The 19,299-nt window shown below is 50.3% G+C and carries 16 protein-coding genes; 8 read left to right on the top strand and 8 right to left on the bottom strand.

The features are described 5' to 3' along the window. Positions 1-43: 43 nt before the first annotated feature. From AC04MQ_RS01315 to AC04MQ_RS01290, 6 genes are all read right to left on the bottom strand, one after another. Positions 44-1,063: a hypothetical protein gene (locus AC04MQ_RS01315; RefSeq protein ID WP_015089575.1), complete on the bottom strand. Its 1,020-nt coding sequence runs from the start codon at positions 1,061-1,063 to the stop codon at positions 44-46. A gap of 80 nt (positions 1,064-1,143) precedes the next feature. Next, entirely contained in the window at positions 1,144-1,803 is a 660-nt protein-coding gene (locus tag AC04MQ_RS01310) for a class I SAM-dependent methyltransferase (RefSeq protein ID WP_015089576.1), read from the bottom strand. Next, positions 1,800-2,564, bottom strand: a complete 765-nt coding sequence (locus AC04MQ_RS01305; RefSeq protein WP_015089577.1) for a hypothetical protein — start codon at positions 2,562-2,564, stop codon at positions 1,800-1,802. The genes AC04MQ_RS01310 and AC04MQ_RS01305 overlap by 4 nt, the downstream gene beginning before the upstream one ends. Then, complete coding sequence (locus AC04MQ_RS01300; protein WP_475390711.1) at positions 2,564-5,380, bottom strand: pyruvate dehydrogenase; 2,817 nt, start codon at positions 5,378-5,380, stop codon at positions 2,564-2,566. The genes AC04MQ_RS01305 and AC04MQ_RS01300 overlap by 1 nt, the downstream gene beginning before the upstream one ends. A gap of 473 nt (positions 5,381-5,853) precedes the next feature. Beyond that, positions 5,854-7,047 carry a Bcr/CflA family multidrug efflux MFS transporter gene (locus AC04MQ_RS01295; protein WP_417862560.1) on the bottom strand — a complete coding sequence of 398 codons (1,194 nt, stop codon included), beginning with the start codon at positions 7,045-7,047 and terminating at the stop codon, positions 5,854-5,856. 84 nt (positions 7,048-7,131) lie between these two features. Continuing rightward, entirely contained in the window at positions 7,132-8,082 is a 951-nt protein-coding gene (locus AC04MQ_RS01290) for an energy transducer TonB family protein (RefSeq protein ID WP_475390709.1), read from the bottom strand. A 134-nt stretch (positions 8,083-8,216) separates the two neighbouring features. Between AC04MQ_RS01290 and AC04MQ_RS01285 the strand changes: the two genes are divergently transcribed. The 3 genes from AC04MQ_RS01285 to AC04MQ_RS01275 all read left to right on the top strand — a co-directional run bounded on the left by AC04MQ_RS01285 (position 8,217) and on the right by AC04MQ_RS01275 (position 10,829). Further along, the gene (locus AC04MQ_RS01285) at positions 8,217-8,942 is read left to right on the top strand and encodes a Stp1/IreP family PP2C-type Ser/Thr phosphatase (RefSeq protein ID WP_041576855.1); all 726 of its coding nucleotides are present in this window, start codon (positions 8,217-8,219) and stop codon (positions 8,940-8,942) included. A gap of 33 nt (positions 8,943-8,975) precedes the next feature. Next, positions 8,976-9,980 carry a M23 family metallopeptidase gene (locus AC04MQ_RS01280; RefSeq protein ID WP_015089582.1) on the top strand — a complete coding sequence of 335 codons (1,005 nt, stop codon included), beginning with the start codon at positions 8,976-8,978 and terminating at the stop codon, positions 9,978-9,980. A 252-nt stretch (positions 9,981-10,232) separates the two neighbouring features. Beyond that, complete coding sequence (locus AC04MQ_RS01275; RefSeq protein ID WP_475390706.1) at positions 10,233-10,829, top strand: hypothetical protein; 597 nt, start codon at positions 10,233-10,235, stop codon at positions 10,827-10,829. A gap of 59 nt (positions 10,830-10,888) precedes the next feature. Here AC04MQ_RS01275 and AC04MQ_RS01270 read toward each other — a convergent pair whose 3' ends face one another. Beyond that, positions 10,889-13,093: a hypothetical protein gene (locus tag AC04MQ_RS01270; protein ID WP_041576857.1), complete on the bottom strand. Its 2,205-nt coding sequence runs from the start codon at positions 13,091-13,093 to the stop codon at positions 10,889-10,891. A 340-nt stretch (positions 13,094-13,433) separates the two neighbouring features. Here AC04MQ_RS01270 and AC04MQ_RS01265 point away from each other — a divergent pair, with 340 nt between their 5' ends. From AC04MQ_RS01265 to AC04MQ_RS01250, 4 genes are read left to right on the top strand one after another with little or no spacing between them, the layout of a single operon-like run. Beyond that, the gene (locus AC04MQ_RS01265; RefSeq protein WP_041576859.1) at positions 13,434-13,982 is read left to right on the top strand and encodes a hypothetical protein; all 549 of its coding nucleotides are present in this window, start codon (positions 13,434-13,436) and stop codon (positions 13,980-13,982) included. A gap of 18 nt (positions 13,983-14,000) precedes the next feature. Further along, positions 14,001-15,182, top strand: a complete 1,182-nt coding sequence (locus AC04MQ_RS01260) for an acetyl-CoA C-acetyltransferase (RefSeq protein ID WP_475390704.1) — start codon at positions 14,001-14,003, stop codon at positions 15,180-15,182. Further along, complete coding sequence (locus AC04MQ_RS01255) at positions 15,182-15,934, top strand: SDR family oxidoreductase (RefSeq protein ID WP_475390702.1); 753 nt, start codon at positions 15,182-15,184, stop codon at positions 15,932-15,934. The genes AC04MQ_RS01260 and AC04MQ_RS01255 overlap by 1 nt, the downstream gene beginning before the upstream one ends. A 7-nt stretch (positions 15,935-15,941) precedes the next feature. After that, the gene (locus AC04MQ_RS01250; protein ID WP_015089589.1) at positions 15,942-16,319 is read left to right on the top strand and encodes a hypothetical protein; all 378 of its coding nucleotides are present in this window, start codon (positions 15,942-15,944) and stop codon (positions 16,317-16,319) included. A 25-nt stretch (positions 16,320-16,344) separates the two neighbouring features. On the opposite strand, the gene AC04MQ_RS01245 is transcribed toward AC04MQ_RS01250, so the two are convergent. After that, a complete protein-coding gene (locus AC04MQ_RS01245; RefSeq protein WP_015089590.1) occupies positions 16,345-17,661 on the bottom strand; it encodes an HD domain-containing protein in 1,317 nt (438 codons plus the stop codon). 395 nt (positions 17,662-18,056) lie between these two features. On the opposite strand from AC04MQ_RS01245, the gene AC04MQ_RS01240 reads away from it, so the two are divergent. Beyond that, a complete protein-coding gene (locus tag AC04MQ_RS01240) occupies positions 18,057-18,905 on the top strand; it encodes a flagellin N-terminal helical domain-containing protein (protein WP_011162997.1) in 849 nt (282 codons plus the stop codon). Positions 18,906-19,299 lie beyond the last annotated feature (394 nt).

Here is a 19,299-nt window from a genome sequence, read left to right as displayed (position 1 = left end):
ATTTGCAAATCAAGGCCGGACATTGCTCCGGCCTGATGTGAGTTTATTCAAACATTCCATCCATGGTGATGTACTTCTGATTGCCACTGGTCATACGAATGGACTGATAAAAGCTTTTTTGGCACTGACCGCGCAACAAAGCATCCACCGCGCCGATCATCGCGGTATAGACATAGTCCACGTTCAATACATCCATAGAACTGATGACTCCGGAATTTGGCGCCACCGCCCGCGTGCGGCGCAGGAAATGGTCGCGGGAAGCGCAAGCCATCAGCCCAATCACCGGGGCCTGACGGGAAGAATCCAGTGCATTTAGCATCTTGTTAAACCCAGGCCGCTTGGCTTTGTAATAGCCGCTGTAATTCAGCTTGTTTGTGCCGGGAAGAAAAACGGGAGGATAGAAATCAGGTCCCCCGCCGTTACGGGCATGCCCAAAGTAAAAGACGGCGTCGGCTTCCCGCAAAGAACGCGTGAAAAAGTCATCCGCATAGCGAGATCTTTGATTTTGAGTATCGCGGTATCTTCCCAGGTTTTCTGACAGAATTTCAGTCGCGGAAGAAAAGCGAATTTCCACACGGGCCAGGATCTTTTTTCCATGGATGGTGACTTCGCGAGTGAATAGTGAACTGTTCTGCGGATCTTTGCGGAAGCCGCAGAAGCGGGCCTTGCCGCCGCAAGAAGACGTCAAAAGATCTTTCAGGGCCTCGTAGGCACCGATGTCCAAGGAAGGACTGACGCCGTAACTGCGCCCGGCGTAATGCACGTTGCTTCCGGTTGTCCAGTCGAAGTAGCCGATGGCGATGCGAATATCCAAAGTGTTGTCATTGATAATGGTGCCATAGCGTTTGTAGCAGGCATTGCGCTGGGATGATTCCAGGGTTTTGGGATCATCCGTGCTTTTGTCTTCAAGCAGGGACAGATAACGCCATCCCATGGATGAAAAACTGGTTTCGTAAATGTAGCCGACATTTCGTTTTCCGAACCCCCAGCCTGCCAAAGATTCTTCAGCGAAGGCAAACAGGGCGGCAGTCAGCAGCAGTGCTGATGGCAAAATCATTTTCATGGGTCCCCTCCAGGATTTCCAGAATAGAAAATGCGGCCGGATTCAGCTACAAAAACCAAAGCTTGTTGTGTAAGTGCAAATCAGGAACGGTAGATGGAAAAATGCGCGAAGTGCTGGGGATTCTGAATGGCCGTCAGCCAAGGGTGATCCTTGTGAATGCAGAATCTGGACAATTTTCCGCGGGCCACCACAGTGATGGACTGGCGTCTGGCAAGATCTTTCAGGTCGTTCAGGGTTTTCTCAACGGATCTTTGATTGCCGAAATCAAAGATGAAATAAATGTCCGCCGCCGGGGGAATAAAATCGGTGGTTGAAAGATCCTGTGATAGCGCATTCAGATTCTTTCCCGTGTGATGGAAATAAACCCGTTGGGCCTCATGGACACGCAAAGACTCCAGCTCAAAGCCGGTGAAGCGGCAGCCGGGATAGTGGCGATGCAGGACAAAGGCCATCCGTGCATAAGCGCATCCCAGATCCACGATGTGTTGACCCGGTTGTGGCTGCAACAGATCCAGAATGTTGTGAATCTCGCAGTAAGGGGTTTGAAAAGCCTGTAGGGAAAGGTGTTCCCAGTTCTGATGTTCGCCCGCGTTTTTTGGCAGGGCGCGGATTTGATTTTCCACCTCAAGGCACTGAAAGCCCAGCCAGTCGTCCACCAATGCCGCATGGGCTTGGGCTTCGTGATAGGCATAGTCCGTCAGGGGCATCAGGGGGAAAGGGTTTTGCGGATCAAAGATCATGTCAAAGGGGTTGCGACACTGTTCAGGAATTTTTCCAGCGTGGGCGCGTATTCGGATTTGAAATCACGCAATCCAGTCAAATGACCCGCCTCGGGCAGGGAAAGCTTGGTCCAATCCAGATTCGTGTGCGGTTCAAACACGTGGTCGATGTGATCCGGCGGAATCAGCAGGTCCTTCCAGCCACGAATGGAAAGAATCTTAAAGCCCTGCGGGAAGGTCTTTAGATCCTTGTCCAAATCCTTGTGCAGGAACGGACTCCAGGCAAGACTCAGCACCGGGGTCAAAGCCAGACGCAGTGGCAAAGGGCGGATCTTGTATTCGTGCGTGTAAAGGTTGTAAGCCGACGGAATGAACTTTCCGGAAGGTCCGCTGTCACACACCAATGCCACGGTGTCGCTGCAATTGCGACGGGCCATGGCTTCAATTGCCGAAGCCGTGGGATTTGAAAACGAGAAGATGATTTTTCTGCCGGGCACCTGATTCAACAGGGTTTCGATCTGATCAGCATAGATATGTTTAAGCCCGAATCCGCCTTTGGAGCTGATTGGCAGTTTGAGTGATGTCAGATCTTTGTGGGTGCCGGTAAGATTGAAAGCGAAGGCATCAAAACCCATTTCATTGACGAGCTTGATGTGACGAAGCAGCTGTTTTTTGCTGCCTTCGAAGAAGTGAACGAAAAAGACGACTTCTTCAAAACGTTTGCTGCGGGAATAAAAGAACTCCCCATCGAAGGGGAGTTCTTGTTTTTGCGTTTTGCGCATTAGTGTTTCTGGCTGTGAGTTGCGGATGGCCACAAATCAGTCCAGTGAGCGGCTTTGTGGGAAGCCTGGTTTGCTTCGCCCAATGCCTGTTCAGAAACCATGACTTTTTCAAGAGCGGTTTCAGAAAGAACCTTGCCGCAGGCTTCAACGATCGAAGCGTCGTCAAGGTGGTGATACTTGAAGATCTCAGAAGGGCGACCGCACTTGGAGTGTTTGCGAACCGCAAGGCATTCCTGACGAACACCAATGATAGAACCCAAGTTATCCAACAGACCTGCTTCACCATCGTGAACGCTGACAACAGGAACACGGCGACCCGCAACAGTGATCAGATCACCAGTAGAGATCTCTTCTGCTTTTTTCAGGTAAAGATCCGCATTGATGCCCAGTTCGTTGCGCAGATAATGGTAATCGTTTTCGTGCGCCTGGATACCAGTCAACAAATCAGATGAAGTCACCACGATCACGTTGGCATAGATACCACGAGCCAGAAGAGCTTCGGAAGCTTTCATGGCTTCAGCCACCAAGGCACCCATTGCGAAGATGTTGATCACGTTGTCGCCCGGCTCATATCCTGCGTAACCACGGTAATCAATCAGGAAGTACGCACCTTTCAGAACGTCTTCACGAACAACGGCGAACATTTCTGCTTCGCTCATCGCTGCCACTTCTTCTTCGTTCACTGCGCCCGCCACCGGGAATTCCGCGCGGGACAGTTTGCCTTCCAGACCCACTTTGAAGCGGGCTTGTTTGGAAAGATACTTCGTGAAGTCCTTTTGTTCTGCGCCACGAGTCACCAGACGAAGCAATACGCCGGAGCGGCCTGCGTTGTCGTTCAATACGTGTCTGCGGATCGCATCCACCATGATCCAGTCAAGCTCTTGGCAGAAGTATGGTTCCCAAGTGATTTGATTTGGAATCTGAACGTCAGATTTCCAACCGTGCTGAGCACCTTCCGGAGAAAGTGTCACACCTGATGGCGTGCCCACGCAGATGAAAGAGGACTTCCAGTAAAGGTTGTAGAAGTACTGATCCAGTGCACGTTTCAGGAAGAAGTCATAAACGGTCATCAATGGGATGATTGGCACGCCCACGATATCACGCATTTTTCCGAATGCGCCCACGCAGGACATAACGTTGCCTTCTGCGATTTCAAAGCGCAGGAAACGATCCGTAACGTCTTCACCAGGAACCAGATCCGGAAGTTTGCCGTCTTTTACGCCCAGCTCAGCCTCGATGTCCTGAACTTCCTGAGCACCGAAGATCTTGCCATCCATCGCTGGATTCAAGTTCGTGGAAGTGCCCACGTCCGGAGCCATGGAGATGAACAATTCACCCGGCAGCTTGAATGGTTTTTCATTGTCAGTCAGGGCTTTCTGGCCCGCTTTCAATTCAGACTCATTCAAAGAGGTGTTGGAGATACGAGTCAGTTTCGCAGTCAATTGACCCAGCATCCACTGCGTGTGCGGGTAGCTTGTCATCTTCGTGTTAATTTCCAAAGAAGATGGCATGTCGCCGAACTCAGCAAGTTTAGTCAGGAAGTAATCCTGATTTTTTGCTTTCAGTGCATTTTGAGCTTTGATGTCAGCATAGATTTTCTCGCCGCGAGCGGAAAGGAATTTGCCTTCAACGGATTTGTCATCAAAGCGAGCATAAAGGGTGTTGCCCGTGATGCCTTGTTTTGCGCGCAGTTCTTCAACTTCATCTTCGTGTGGAAGAGAAGAGTGGTTGCCCTGCTGAGCCGCCGCTTTCAAGCCCCAGCCCTTAAGGGTGTGAGCGATGATGATGGTTGGCTTGCGCTTGGATTCTTTGGATTTCATCATGGCTTTGGCCAGGGCCATCATGTCGTGTCCACCGAAATCACGAAGAGCTTCGTAAACGTCCTGGTCCGCAGTCGCAGTCAGGAATTTTTTAAGAGACGGATAGTCCTTGGCCAAAGTGTCTTTAAGCAGCTTCAGGTCATGAACCAAAAGCAACGCCTGAAGGTCGTAATCAGTCAGTTCTTTTTCAAGGAAGTTTTTGAAGGCTTCGCCTTCTTTTTTCGCGAACAAAGCTTCACGCTTGCCGCCGTGACGAACCTGGATCACTTCCCAGCCGTTGGCAGCCATTGTTCTTTCAACACGGTCTGCATCCGTACCACCCAAAATCGCATTGTTCACCAGACGGTGACCATCCAGGGATTGACGGTTGTAATCAAGAATCCAAGTCAGGTTGCCGATTTCACGTTCAGAGAAGTCAGGCACCGCTTCGTACATGGAACCTTCACGGAATTCAGAGTCACCGCAAACAGCCCAGAAGTGTGCGTCTTTAGGCACATCGTAACCGTGTTCAGCAGCATAGCGGTAAGCCAAAGCCATGTAACCGGCCTCAACAGGTGGAATGCCCACGGAACCAGACGGGAAGAAGTTGTGTTGATCCGGGTCATACGCAGAATGGTAGGACTGGAACACATATTCGTCACCGTTGGAGAACTTGCGCAGACCGTGCATAGCCTGGTTGGCTTCTTCCAAAGAAAGTTTGGAAAGATCGGACTTCAGCAAATTGTCCAAAAGATAGTTGTAAGCGTGATCTGTTGGGGAAGCATGCGGTTTGTTCGCGATGTGATCGAAACCGGATTTTACCAACAGGTGCAGCGCACCCATGATGTGAAGGGAGCTTGCGCAGCCGGCCGGGTGACCACCAATTTTTGGGTCGCCTTTTTCTTTGTCGGTGCGGTGATTGGCTTGCCAGATCATCTGGGTAGCCAGGTAATGGGCGCGTCTCGCGATAGAGTCCAGAACCTCAGGTTTTGCGTTTTTGAGATTAGTGTTATCCACGTGGTTCTCCTAAGTTTTTTCAGTCTTTTATAGCGACTGCAAACTAGCACTCTACAGAGGAGGAGTCCATGCCTTTAAGCCCCGCAGCAAGAGTTCTGGCTCTATTTAGGACGAAGGGGCTGCACCCTGCACAGCCCCGAATGAATATTTTTCAGTTTAGGGGGCCTGTTCTTCGTGGCTTTCCTCTATGGTGCCTTCGGGAGTGTGTTGTACGCGGCCCACCTCAGGTTTTGATGGTTTTTGATGTCGCCCGGTTTCATGCAACGGGGGGCTGCGTTTTTGTGTGGGTTTGCCTGCGGAAGGGACGGGTTTGGTTGGATGATGCTTCACGGAGGACCTCCTCTTCATCAATTTTGATGGATAAGAAGGCCGTGGATGCAAGTTTTGCGCTGTCTGTGTTCGGCTTAAATTGAGTTACACGAAACAAGGCAGGGCAGAGTGCCCTGCAACCGGGGAAATGTGCCCGCAGACGATCAGACGGTTTTTTTCACCAACAAACGATGCAGTGCCAAGGCCAGCACGCCACAGAAGCCGATCATCGCACACATCGGCAAAGTTGTGCCATCATGCAAACGACTGACAGCCGCCGACGACAGCGCCGCAATCCCGTACTGCAAAGTTCCCAATAGGGCAGAGGCACTGCCCGCTGCCTTTCTTTGTGTCGCCATGGCGCCCGCGGTGGCATTTGGGAAGGTCATGCCCAGGGCCGCGATGAACAGGAATAACGGGATTGCCAGACCCCAGAAGCCCCAGTTAAAGATCCCGGCCATAGCCAGGATTGCGCCCAGCACCCCAAGAACGACAAAGATTTTTTCTAAGATCACGTCATAGCTCAGGCGTTTCAGCAGGCGGGCATTGATTTGTGAACAGGCAATCAGGCCGATGGCGTTTGAGCCAAAAACCCAACCAAAGCTCTTCGCCGGAATTCCAAACAGGTTGATGAACACGAACGATGAGCCTGTGATGTAGGCAAACAATCCCGCTTGAGCGGCACCGCCAGCCAAAGCATAACCCATGAAGTGGCGGTCTTTGATAATCTGCACATAGTTTTTCAAAGAGTCTTTGATATGCACCCGTTGATCCGGCTGATGTGTCTCAGGAAGGAAGATGGCCAGCATCACGATACAGGAGGTGCTGATAATCACCATCAAAGCAAAGATGGCGCGCCAGCCGAAGAACTCAGAAATGTAACCGCCAAAGAACGGAGCCAGAATCGGAGCAACCCCCATCACCAGCATCAAAAGTGAAAACACACGAGCGGTTTCCTGGTGAGTGAACAAATCACGCACGATCGCACGTGAAATCACCACGCCCGCACAGGAACCCAGAGCCTGCAGGAAGCGGAACAAAATCAGCATCTCCACATTTTTGGTGAATGCACACACCAAAGACGCCAACGCGTAAATTCCCAAACCCACGTACAAAGGTTTTTTGCGCCCGAAACGATCGGTGATCGGACCATAGAAAATCTGACCGGTGGCAAGGCCGATAAAGAAAGAGGCCAGTGACATCTGCACGGAAGACAAAGGCACATTCAGATTTTCTGCAATCGCCGGAAACGCCGGCAGATACATGTCGATGGAAAGTGGGCCGAAAGCCGTCAGACTGGCCAGCAGAAGAATCAGTAATGCGAAGGGAGTGTTGGGCTTTGCAGAAGTGGATTGCATAGGCCCGTCATAACAGGAAGCGAAGTGATTTGCACGAGGGAAGTCGGCAGAGGCTTTTTAATGAAAAAGCCTCACGAAAAGAGCTTAGGTTTCCAGAACAAAGTCCCAGCGGATTTTCACAGTGCCGTCACCTTCCACAATGCCTTTTGGCGGATTCGGGAATGGAGCAGCAGCGCGGAAGGCCTCGATGGCAGCGTCATCCAGATCCTGCACGCCAGAATCACTCAGAACCTGAACACGCACCAGGGTTCCTTTGTCATTCAGAACAATCATCAGTTTTGTGATGCGATCCTGATTGGCAGCAGCTGGAGCACGTCCTTCTTTGAACATTTTGCTCAGTTTATCACGCACGCGGCCTTCCCAGTGCTGGGACAGCTGTTTGCGAATGCGGTTGTAGTAAGAGTAGTACTTGAACTCGCGAGTGTTCAGCAAAGTCTCAAGACCCACTTCAACGTCTTTAATATAATCATTGGATTGGCTGGCTTCAGCGCCGGTTCCGGTGTTTTGTTCACCGGTGCCACGACCTTCACCCAGTCCAGTTTTTTGGTCAGCAACCTTCTGTCTTTCGATGGCCTCATTGGCATCAAAACCTTTGAAAAGATCCTTGGCGATTTGTTTCTGGGACTCTTCAGACTTGGCCACATTTTTCTGGCGGCCATCGCCTTTTGGACCCGATTTTACAGCCTGGTCTTTTTTGGTGTTCTGGAATTGACCACGTTCAACGGCGATAGTTTGCTTGTTAACCTTCTGATTTTTGGCGGAAAGGAAGCGCGTGTCGACCTCTTCCTCATTCGCAGAGGTTTCACTTTGCTCTACAATCTGATTGGCAGGCACCTGCAAAGCCTTCTTTTGCAGGGCTTGTTCAGCTTGGGCAAATTGTTGCAATTGTTCCGGCGTCAGAAAATCAATACTGACAGTCTCTTTCAGGGGGGCTTCTTCTTTTAGCAGACTCGTGATGTAAAAGCCTCCTACGACCACAAAGTGCAGAAGCAGGGACAGCACAATATATTTTCTGAAAGTCGGTGACTTCTTCATAAGACCTCACCCCTTTCTATCGGTATTATGACACTTGAAATTGAGAAGATGGTGAGCCGGACTCAAAGATTGCGACCCAAGTCTAGGGCCAGACTTTGACTCTTCTGTCGGTAGTGGGTGAAAATGATACAACTATGAAATTTGACTCGTGGTATCTGACAGATAAAGGTCTTCGTCGTGATTCGAACCAGGATTCCTGCCTGATTAATCGGGAACTGGGTTTGTTTATCGTGGCGGATGGAATGGGTGGCCATATGGGCGGGGAAGTCGCTTCCAGCATGGCTGTGGAGACGGTTGAAGAAATCATGCTTCAGCCCGAAGCTGCAAAAAAATCGCCGCGCGAAATGATTTTGCACGCTTACGAAGAGTCTTCAAAACGCATCTTTGACAAGGCCGCCAACGAGCGTCCCGAGCTTGCCGGCATGGGCACCACGATGGTGATGGCTTACATCCGCGGCAAACACCTTTATGTCGGAAATGTCGGTGATTCCCGCTGTTATTTGTTCAAGCGTCCGAACCTGTGGCAGATCACGGAAGATCATTCTCTGATCAATGAACAGCTGCGTGCCGGTGTGATGAGTGAAGAGCAGGTGCGCCAGTTTGTGGGGCGAAATGTCATCACCCGCAGTGTGGGTTATGAGCGCGAAGTTTATCCTGATATCATTGAGCGCGAGATCTTCCCTGGGGAAATTTTCCTCATGTGCTCCGATGGTCTGTCGGGCCTGGTGGAAGATGGAAGAATTTCTGAGATTTTAAATCAAAATACACCTGACAAAGCCGTTAAAGCCTGTGTAGAACAAGCCCTGGCAAATGGTGGAGATGACAACGTCACAGTGATGCTGGTGCATTTTCACGAATAACTCTGGTGAAGACATCTAAGTAGGGGTCAAGGTTTGGATAAAAAGAAGGTCACGCTGTTTATTGTGAGCAATCAGACGGGGAAAACCCGTAAGCTTGTGCTCTCGGCTGCCTGGCTTAAAGCCATCTCTTTTATTTCCGCGATCGTTATCATCATTTTCGCCGCTGGTCTGGTGGATTATTTCGGTTTGCTTCTGCAGGCCATGGAAAACAAACGTCTTAAAGCTGAAAATGCTCAGCTGATCAAACAGTTCCAGGTGGTTGAAAGCAAAGTCAGCGCTTTGGAAAACTCTTTGGAGCGTGTGAAGACCTTCACCACCAAGCTGAAATTGATCACCAACGTCGATGCCGACGACCGTATCACCAAGCTGACCATGGGTCCAAAGCCTGCTGCCGGTCAGCCAGTGGAAGAATACGAACCGATGGAACAGCGTGAAAGCGCCGACGTTCTGGAAGAACAGGATCAGGTCTTTGCCAACAAAAAGCCTTTGAACGATCAGGCCGGTGAACTTGCCAACGAAAATGCGGATAAGGACTATGCGTCTTTGGTGGTCCGTATCGACAAGGCCGTCAAAGAAACCCAGTTGAAAGAACAAAGTGTCATCGATCTTTGGGAAAGTCTTTCCGAACGCCAGAGCTTGTTGAATTCCACACCGAACATGAAGCCGGCCAAGGGCTGGATCACATCGCGCTTCGGTTATCGTGTGTCCCCGTTCACGGGTAAGACCGCTTTGCATGCGGGTCTGGACATCGCGGCAGCTCCGGGGTCCCCTGTGTATGCTCCGGCTGACGGCGTGATCGTCTTTGCCAGTTACGATGAATCTTACGGTAAGCTGATCACCATCGATTATGGTTATGGTGTAACCACTCGTTTCGGTCACTTGTCACAGATCTATGTTCAAGTGGGTCAGCGTGTGAACAAGTGGGACGTTGTCGGCGCAGTGGGTAATACCGGCCGTTCAACAGGCCCGCACTTGCATTACGAAGTGCGTATTAACGGCACGGCCGTAGATCCAATCAACTACATCCTAGACGAATAAGCCGGAACCGTTGAAAAAGGCCCATCCGACTGCGTTGTCAGCGGGCTTTCTCGCTTCGACGTGCTTGGAGCACGCCTGCGCTGCGAGGGCGGTCCTCCGCCTTGCGGCTGGACCTTTTTGAACGGTTCCTCGTCCCTCGCTTTTAAAAGGTACCTGCTTACTTTTCCGAAGCAGTGCGGCTTTGGCAAATATCAGTGAAATTATTGAGCCATGATTTTTTGTAGGCACTACACTTGAAGGTGTGAGGTGCTTATGAAGGGCTTTGCTTTTGTCTTGGTGATCTTGGTCTCTAGTTCGGTGCTGGCTGCGTTGCCGCCGCAGTTTTCGGAGTGTTTGCAGCAGAATTCGGGTTCGAATATGACGGCGACGGATGTGACTGAGATCGCGAAAGTGTCGCGTATCACTTATTGCCAGAATCAAGTCAGTTTGATTGGTAAGGCCGAACTGCTTTCAATGCTTTCCAATCCCAATGTGAATATGGGGCTTTCAGTCAGTAAGACCAGCTATACCAGTCAGGACTTTATCGACATGGCGGCGGCGGGCACCTATGTGCTGTATGTCGATAGCAGTCGTCTTTCCCGTGACAACTTGGTCGCTCTTTTAAACGCCAATGTTCAGTTGGTGGTGATGTCGGGAAGTTCGGGTTTGTCGCGTGCGGATCTTTTGATTTTGGCTGCGGCAAAGCCGTTTATCTATAATGTGAACTCGGTCATTTTGAAAGCGGACTTGCAGGACTATGTTCGTGCCGGGGTGCAGGTGGTGATACGCACGGCGCAGGCCGGGCTGAGTCGTCAGGATATTCTGGATGTCGCTCAGTTGAACTCGGAGCGTGTTTCCATCTTCCCTTAAAAAAGAAAAGGGCCTCTTTGCAGAGACCCTTCACTTGGCATTAATTTAAGAAACTCGAATTATTGATTCATGACGGAAACAGCGGGCATTGGGCACTGAAGCTCTTTCAGCTTCTTGCTGACCAATGTAGCTTCGTTCTGATAGCCCTTGGTGCTTAGAACCTGCTTCGCCAGATCCACTGTGGATTTAACGTAGCCACGGCCATTCAACTGAGCATTACCACGGCAGGAAGTCACAACAGACGAATCCATTTTAACATCCAAAACCGGATCGATCATATCGCAGAAGAACTGGATCGCACCGATATGGTCAATCGCTGCAGACCAATCCAACCAAGCGGATTCAAGCTGCTGACACGCGATTTCGTTTTCACGGGAACCCACTGGCAACTGATCCAAAGTGAAGTTCGACAGGTTCTGGCTGATCTTCTGGCTTGCCGCCTGAATAACCGGATCCTGATAGTAACCACCAGCTGGAGTAATGATAAAGGCTTTACCCAAACCAGCGTCAGTCAGGCTGTAAGAACCAGCACGAAGTGCTTTCATGTTGGCGATGAAGCCGGAAACAGCCTGGTCATGCATGGTTTTAGTGTGGTTGATCCACGCCAGAACCGGTGGTTTGCCGAAGCCCCAAGCGCTGCGGGAACCGAATAGACCGGATTTCAGGTTCACCATACGCTGAGCCAGCTCAGAGCGGTCGATGATGGAATTGTCCTGAGACAACTGTTGCATCGCTTTTTCAACACGTTTGATCGTGGTTCTTTCTGTTTCGATCAAAGTGTACTGAGCTTTCCACTGACGGTAATCAGCGTTGGTGGAAAGTTGAACTTCCAGATCAGACTTGGATTTGGCAACCACGTTGCCAGTTGTGTTCACAGCCTGACGGATGCCCTGGATCCAGGAACGACCGGTCTGCGCACAAGCTTTTAAAGCCGCTTCATTGTCACCGGATTTCGCTGCGTATTCAGCAACACGTTTCATAGAGTTCGTGTGCAGCGTTTTCAGCGTCAAAGCCTGAAGTTTTGTTGTACGGTCCGATTGAACTGTCGCACGCTCCAGGTTCAGGATTGCAGAAGACGGGAAGGTCTTGCCATCCGCACCCCAGTTCACCAGCTCGTTAGCCAGTGTACAAACCATCAGGTCGTCGTTGTTGCTCAGGATTTGTTCTTCAACCGTTGTGATATCCGCTTTGTCGCTGGTGTATTGAACGCCCACAGCGGACAGATATTTCTCGGAAGAATCCTTATACTTCAGCAGGTTTGCCAGTTCGCCTGTTGGCTTGGCAAATTTCGCGTTGTAAAGATCCACGTTCTTTTCAAGTTCCTGAGTGATCTTTTCGATCTTGCCGGATTGAGCCAGTTGCATGAAACGAACTTTTTTCGCCACTTTCGTGTATTGGCAGGTGTTCTGAAGAACCGCTTTGCGGTGTTCAGGATTGCTCATGTCCAGAGTGTTCTGATCAATCATTTTCGCGATCGCAGAAATACCGCTGGTTGCAACCGCACCACCGATAACGAATGGCAGTGCCGGACCCAAAGCCGCGTTCATGGAAACCGCGAACAAAGCGTATGGAGCCAGGCCGTTGATCACGTCATTCAGTGCCAGCAGAACTTTACCAGTGGACATCGTCTGACGACCGCACTTGGAATTCAGGAAGTTGTTGTTGTTGACGATGTCACCCAGGTTACCCACCGCCGTCAAAGCTGACGCCATTGTGGATTCGATGGAGTTCACATTCACCTGGGAAGGATCCTGTGCCGTCATCAGTTTTTGAAGAGCAGAAATGCTTTCTTTGATTGCATTACCGTTGTCTTCCAAAGATTTTGCAGAAGGACTGCCTGTACATTCCGGAGAAGCTTTCACCTCTTTGGAAAGGGAGTCGATAGCAGAAATAAGTTCTGCGTGAGGTCTGTTGTCGAACAAAGGACAGCTGTAAGCTTCAGGAACCTTCGCCGCATTCATTTTGCCCGGCGTGGTTGAAGTTGACTTTACTGTCGTGGATGAGCGTGGCTGTGAGCCGCTCGAATTTGAAGTGCTGGAGCTTGAGCTGGATCTGCCACCACCGCCGTTGTTTCCTCCAGTGGAAGGAATGGTTGGAGATGTCGAACCCAGGCCTGTATCGCTGTTGTCGTCATCGCCAAATAAATTCAGCGGGAATGTTGATGTGCTTCCAGCCGCCCACACCTGTTGAGGTGTTTGGGGGACGATGAAGCTCGCTGTTAGCGCAAATGCCATTACGCCACACTTAACGTTCTTGAGTTTCATAGAGTCTCCAGTGTTTAACTTTTCGACAAGTAACTAATTTTGTGTGTCGTTTTGAGCCAGTCAGCAGGACGGCTGTGATCTAAGTTCTTGAAATCACAACAAACCCGCTGACTGAAATCTTAGGACCCACAAGTTCAGGCACCATAGATGCAAAACCGGTGCGCAGATGAATCGTTTTGAAACAAGTCCATCGACTGGCTGACAATTAGTTGTCATGTGAAGTGCCGCTGGACGTCCTAAGTCTTACATCCCGCTCTACTGCTGTTATTTGCTTATTATCTCGCCTTTAAAGGGACTGGAGCCACTTTGGGTGGAATGCTCTTTGTAAGAGGAGGTATGTATGAGACTTCTAGTTTCTTGCCTTCTAATGATGATGGGTTTTTCAGGTGCCTGCTGGGCCAAGGTGGACTTGCGTACCACGAAGCCCCTGGTGATTCCTGAAGATAAAGTCACCCCTAAAATCACCAAAGAAGACGTCGCTAAAATCATTCCTTTGGATATTCAAAGCAACGAAAGCACCGGTTCCGTGATGAGCCGAATTGCTGACCGTGGTTTTAATATGTGGTTCAATTCTCCGGTCATTAAAAACAGCCTTCTGGGCCGTGCGGTGGAAGAAACCCAGGAAAAACTGAAAACTGACGTGGTGGTGGCAGCAGCAACTCCGCGCGGAGTCAGTCACAAGTTCTCTTTCCGTGTGGAAGCCTTCCAGGCTTTGGCGAAAGTGGAATATTCCGGCTGGGTAAAAGCTGCGGTCAATTATGATGCGAAAGCTTCGGCAACCGATATTCAATTCAAAGACAAAGTCATGAACAACAAAGATCTGGTTGTCAGTCACAAAGCCAATAAAGAACAGGGTCTGTCGATGATTGGCCTTGCCTGGTCCTGGTAAGCGTCCTACCCTTAGGACATGGAAAAAATCGTATTTATCTCTGGAAAAAGAACTCCCTTCGGAGCCTTCGGCGGCTCCTTGAAGGATGTATCAGCAACGGATCTGGGTGTCGCTGCCGCTAAAGCGACTCTGGAACAAGCCGGTCTATCTGCAGACAAGATTGATCACGTGGTTTTTGGCAACGTGGTTCAGTCCGGTGCGGATGCAGCCTATCTTCCAAGACATATTGGTTTGAAAACGGGAGTGCCGGTCGCAGTGGGTGCTTTTGCTGTCAATCGTCTGTGTGGCAGCGGCTTCCAGTCCTGGGTGAACGCTGTGCAGATGATTCAGTGTGGGGAAGCCACAGCGGTTCTGGCCGGTGGTGTAGAGCAAATGTCCCAGATTCCATATGTCGCACGCAAAGTTCGCTTTGATGGCATGCGCATGGGGAACTTCGAACTTGAAGACTTGATGACTTCCGCATTGACCGACGCCTACGCAAAAATGCCAATGGCAATCACCGCTGAAAACCTGGCGGTAAAATATGGAATCACTCGCGAAGAATCCGACAAGTATTCCATCCAGTCCCAGCAGCGCTTCCATGCCGCGGTTGAAAAAGGTTTCATGAAGCAGGAGATCTGCCCGGTAACAGTTGAAGGCCGCAAAGGCACTGTGGTTGTTGAAAAAGATGAACATCCAAAACCAGATTCCACTTTGGAAAAACTGGCGACGCTGAAACCGGTCTTTAAAAAAGACGGGATCGTGACGGCGGCGGCGGCTTCCGGGATTGTCGATGGTGCGGCTTGTTCGTTGTTGATGAGCGAATCCAAAGCCAAAGAACTGGGCATGAAACCAATGGCCCGTATCGTGAGCTACGCTTCTGTGGGTTGTGACCCGACGATCATGGGTATTGGTCCAGCGGGAGCAGCTCGTCTGGCGTTGCAGAAAGCCGGACTGACTCTGGATCAGATGGATCTGGTGGAAGTGAACGAAGCTTTCGCGGCCCAGTATCTGTCGGTTGAAAAAGAATTGAAACTGGATCCGGCAAAAACCAACGTTAACGGTGGTGCCATTGCTGTCGGTCACCCATTGGGCGCCTCCGGCACCCGCATCATGAATCACCTGGTGTATGAGCTTCATCGCCGCAATGCCAAGTATGCTCTGGGCTCTGCTTGTATCGGCGGTGGTCAGGGTATTGCGATCATCATCGAGAGGATCTGATGGAGTTTAATCTGCGTGAACGAACAGCCCTGATCGTTGGACCTTTTACTTCAACCGTTCAAAGTCTGGTGATGGGTCTGACCCAAATGGGTTCTGATTGTGTATTGCTGGATTTTGACAACAATGCCAGTCAGCGTTTCTGCAATCAGATCAATGATGCCCGTGAAATCAATCCCAAGTTTGGCCGGGCATTGGGAATCAAGTCCCCGATGAAGACCGCGGAAGACATCAAGGATGCAGTGGGCTCGGCGGCCCATTCGTTCGGCAGTGTGGATCTGTTTATTGATGCTCAGGCCTATAATAAACCCAACCGCTATAAGATTGGCGACAGCATCGATTATCTGGATGATGAAATTCAGCATAACTTCAAAGCTTCGGTGATGCTGACCCATGCGGTTTTGAATTTCCTGAAAAACCGCAAGCGCGGGCGTATTTTATATCTTTTGAACGAAGTTTACCCTGATCCGATTCTGGCCGGTACTCGTGGGGCGCTGGTGCCGTTTGCGCAAAGCCTTTCCAAACAGGTGGCTGAACACAATATCACCGTGAACGTGCTGAAACTGGGTTTGACTGAAGAATTCATCCTGGCAATGCACCCGGAGGCCAAGTCCATCAAGGAAGCGGTTGAAACTTTAAGGGTGAAAGAACCGCACTTGCGCATCACTGAGCCTGAGAAAATCACCAACACCGTTACTTATCTGGTCAGCCAGTTTGGTGCGGCGGTGAACGGTCAGGTAATTTCCTTAAGTTAGGTTTTTTATGCAGGCTACAGGTAAAATCAAGATCACTCCTCATTCCCCGATGTTTCAGTGGTGGGATTTTATTCCTCACTACACGCTGAAGGATTTCTGGAACAAGGCAACTTTGGACCTGGATCTTTCTGAAGTGAAGGCGATCTACAGACGCGGGCCTGCGTATTTGATGGCCTGTCAGCGTGACGGCGTGGACTATCTGATTTACATGGGATCTGTTCCTGAAATGCTGGCGCATATTCCGGTGACGGATGTCGGGCCCTTTGAAGTGGTGAAACTTATCCGCAAGTTCCCCTCAAAATGGAAAAAGGCCTTTCCCAAGTTATTGGGTCTGGCCTTTGTCACGATCGTTCTTTTAAAGATGTTTTTTTCTTTCCGAAACTAGAAGTCGGCGGCCTGAGAAGGGCCGCTTACAGCTTCAGGCTTTTCAGAATCAATTCTGCCTGTTTTAGATTTTCCGGCGCCACATAGATACGGTCGATGATACGAGCGCCTTCATAGCGTTGGAAGATCTCGGTCGTCTGATTGATCGGGGACGGTTGCGCCCAGCGGTCATACTGATCCACCACGTAAATCTGCAAAGCACGCTCTTCCGGGGAAGCCGTATGGTACTTGGACAGACGTGCTTTGGAACTGGTGCGGATCACTTCAATTCCGTCAGCTTCCAGGGCTTTTTTGATGGCTTCCGGGCTTTCCGATTCCGCCGTGTTGTGCTGCTCAATCAGAACCTTGAACGGTTTTCTTTGCGCGATTCGTTGTGCCCACGGATTGTTGGCTCCGGAAAGATGTTCGTGCAGACGATAATCGTTGTACTTGGTGTATTCGTTGATATCCCCCGGCAGCACAAACGTGCAGTCCGGTGAAGTCAGATAACGGTTCAGCATTTCCTCATAGATGATGCTTTTGTGATGGCAATAAACCATCAAGTGCATGTGGTGACGGGAAATCAGGAAGTCATCGAACGAGTAAAGCGCACGGCGGTTCAGGCCCAGATACATTTTGTTTTCACGGCGGTGGAAGGTCATGTTCTGAATCAGCCAGGACAGGTCGATTTTACCGTAGTTCGTGCCGCAGAAATAACTGTCGCGCTCAAGGTAGTCCATACGGTCCACATCCAGCTCACTGGAAACCAGCTGGGACAGGATCGGGCGGAAGTCGACGCCATTGTCGACAAAGAAGTCATCCGGGCAGTGCAGGGCCTTGTCGATCAGGCACGCCACGTGAATCGGTTGAATGTCAGGGAAGTTGGTGCGCAGGGTTTCCGAGATCGCAGAATCTGTGACGTACTTGATGGTGTAGTCTTCGTGATTTGCACGACGGTTGTGATTCATCACTGTGTGCGCTTCTTCGCCGTATTGCTCTTGTTCTTTGTAAAGCTGAATGTTCAGCTCTGACAAATGCGGCATCACTTGCTCGGTGGTGTGACTCAGCGGACCGTGGCCCACGTCATGAAGCAAAGCTCCCAGGCGCAGCACCTGACGGAAGCGGGTTTTTACTGATGGTTTTGAGAATGGATAAACGCGGAAAATCGCATCGAATGTTTCACCGGCAAGATGGCCCACGCCGACAGAGTGAATGTAGCGGTTGTGAGTCGCGCCGGGAAAGCTGAACTCGGCGTAACCAAGTTGTTTGATCGCTCTTAGGCGCTGATATTCTGCCGTATCAAGCACGGCGACTTCCTGTTCAGAGTAGTAAATAGAGCCGTGAACGGGATCGCGAATTTCCATGGGGTCTCCTAGCAGTGAATCCAATTAGCTGTCATTCATGGGGGCTGTCAAACAGCTTCATCTATAGATAAAGGAGGTCTTTGCACTTGCCTAGATATGCCTGTTTGATACAGGACCAAGGGCTAGATACAGGGTTTTTGCCTCTACAGGCTGCGGCGAAGTGGTTTGAAAAAACTTCATTGATAATAGCTATTTAGCCTTGATTTTGGGTGGCGGGGCGGGGGTGGTTGATACAAGCCCTCGGTCCAGAAATGTAAAAAAATGAGACGTATCACTTTAGGAATTTCTGGGGACTCCGATGAGTAAGGTAAGCAAATGAACCGCCCAAGGGCACTAAAAAGGTGCACCAGAGTTTCAAGGATCGAAACTCAGGAAATCTTCAAGGAGGAGGAAACATGGGTCTCAGAATTAATACGAACAGTGCTTCGTTGAATGCTCAGAGAGTTCTCTGGGGGACGAAGATCGGTCTTGATAAGAGCATGGAAAAGCTCGCTTCAGGATTCCGCATCAACAGAGCTGGTGACGATGCCGCCGGCCTAGCGATCTCTGAGAATTTGAAAGCTCAGATTCGCGGTCTGAAACAAGCATCCCGAAACGCTCAAGACGGTATCTCTCTGGTCCAGGTGGCCGAGGGTTCCATGAACGAGATCTCTTCGATCTTGATCCGTCTGAGAGAATTGTCCGTACAAGCAGCTTCCGATACTATCGGTCCTGTAGAAAGACAGTTCCTGAACGTGGAATACGATCAGTTGGTTTCCGAGATCGACCGTATCTCCGAAGGTACAGAGTTCAACGGAACTCAGTTGCTGGCGGGTGTGGGTTCCATCCTGGACTTCCAAGTTGGTACTAGAAATAATCCTGAAATCGACCGTATCTCTTTCGACGCTTCCAAAGCCGATGCAAACTCTGCAGCTTTGGGTGTGAACCTGACCTCAGTATCTGACAAAGCTTCTGCACAGAACGCTTTGGCGGCGATTGACCAGGCGATCGTGAGTGTCTCCGCAATGCGCGCAGACTTCGGTGCGATTCAGAATCGTCTTCAATCTACAGTTTCAAACATCCAGGTGTCTGTAGAGAACATGTCAGCCGCTAACTCTCGTATCAGAGATGTGGATGTAGCTGAAGAGACATCTGAAATGACCAAGAACAACATCTTGTTGCAAGCCGGTACTTCCGTCCTAGCACAAGCGAATTCCCAAGCTAACGTAGCACTTGGACTCTTGAACAAGTCATTCCAGGGTTAATCCTTGGAGTGACCCAGGTTCCCGATCTTGACTGATCAAGATCACCCTCAAGTGTAACGACCCGAGCTCTGTAAAACGAGCTGACAATTTGATCTGTTTCCTGCGACGAGGCCGTCTTTCACGGCGGCCTCATTTTTTTCACTCAGCCTGTGACGGCGGATGTGAAATGCTTCTTTCTTCTGACGAAGACCCATCAAGGGTGACTTTGTCCGCCATTTTTCAAAGCTGCATTTTTCTGTCGCAGCGACCGAATTTTCAAAAAAATTTCCCTCAGCAAAAAATAAAAAAGAAAAGACAAAAACTGGACTCGAGCAGTTGTGTTATTTTTCCGAAAAGTAAGCAGGGAACTGTATCGCAAGTTCCGAATATTAATTTTACAGGTGCACGGATCGCG

This window comes from Bdellovibrio sp. MYbb2 (assembly GCF_056175685.1).
Note: the sequence above shows the minus strand (reverse complement) of the source record. Positions and strands in the feature narration are given on the sequence as shown.

Excerpts from the sequence above, each read along its gene's own strand:
- AC04MQ_RS01315 (WP_015089575.1), bottom strand. The coding sequence starts at position 1,063 with ATGAAAATGATTTTGCCATCAGCACTGCTGCTGACTGCCGCCCTGTTT.
- AC04MQ_RS01310 (WP_015089576.1), bottom strand. The coding sequence starts at position 1,803 with ATGATCTTTGATCCGCAAAACCCTTTCCCCCTGATGCCCCTGACGGAC.
- AC04MQ_RS01305 (WP_015089577.1), bottom strand. The coding sequence starts at position 2,564 with ATGCGCAAAACGCAAAAACAAGAACTCCCCTTCGATGGGGAGTTCTTT.
- AC04MQ_RS01295 (WP_417862560.1), bottom strand. The coding sequence starts at position 7,047 with ATGCAATCCACTTCTGCAAAGCCCAACACTCCCTTCGCATTACTGATT.
- AC04MQ_RS01290 (WP_475390709.1), bottom strand. The coding sequence starts at position 8,082 with ATGAAGAAGTCACCGACTTTCAGAAAATATATTGTGCTGTCCCTGCTT.
- AC04MQ_RS01285 (WP_041576855.1), top strand. The coding sequence starts at position 8,217 with ATGAAATTTGACTCGTGGTATCTGACAGATAAAGGTCTTCGTCGTGAT.
- AC04MQ_RS01275 (WP_475390706.1), top strand. The coding sequence starts at position 10,233 with ATGAAGGGCTTTGCTTTTGTCTTGGTGATCTTGGTCTCTAGTTCGGTG.
- AC04MQ_RS01270 (WP_041576857.1), bottom strand. The coding sequence starts at position 13,093 with ATGAAACTCAAGAACGTTAAGTGTGGCGTAATGGCATTTGCGCTAACA.
- AC04MQ_RS01265 (WP_041576859.1), top strand. The coding sequence starts at position 13,434 with ATGAGACTTCTAGTTTCTTGCCTTCTAATGATGATGGGTTTTTCAGGT.
- AC04MQ_RS01260 (WP_475390704.1), top strand. The coding sequence starts at position 14,001 with ATGGAAAAAATCGTATTTATCTCTGGAAAAAGAACTCCCTTCGGAGCC.
- AC04MQ_RS01255 (WP_475390702.1), top strand. The coding sequence starts at position 15,182 with ATGGAGTTTAATCTGCGTGAACGAACAGCCCTGATCGTTGGACCTTTT.
- AC04MQ_RS01250 (WP_015089589.1), top strand. The coding sequence starts at position 15,942 with ATGCAGGCTACAGGTAAAATCAAGATCACTCCTCATTCCCCGATGTTT.
- AC04MQ_RS01245 (WP_015089590.1), bottom strand. The coding sequence starts at position 17,661 with ATGGAAATTCGCGATCCCGTTCACGGCTCTATTTACTACTCTGAACAG.
- AC04MQ_RS01240 (WP_011162997.1), top strand. The coding sequence starts at position 18,057 with ATGGGTCTCAGAATTAATACGAACAGTGCTTCGTTGAATGCTCAGAGA.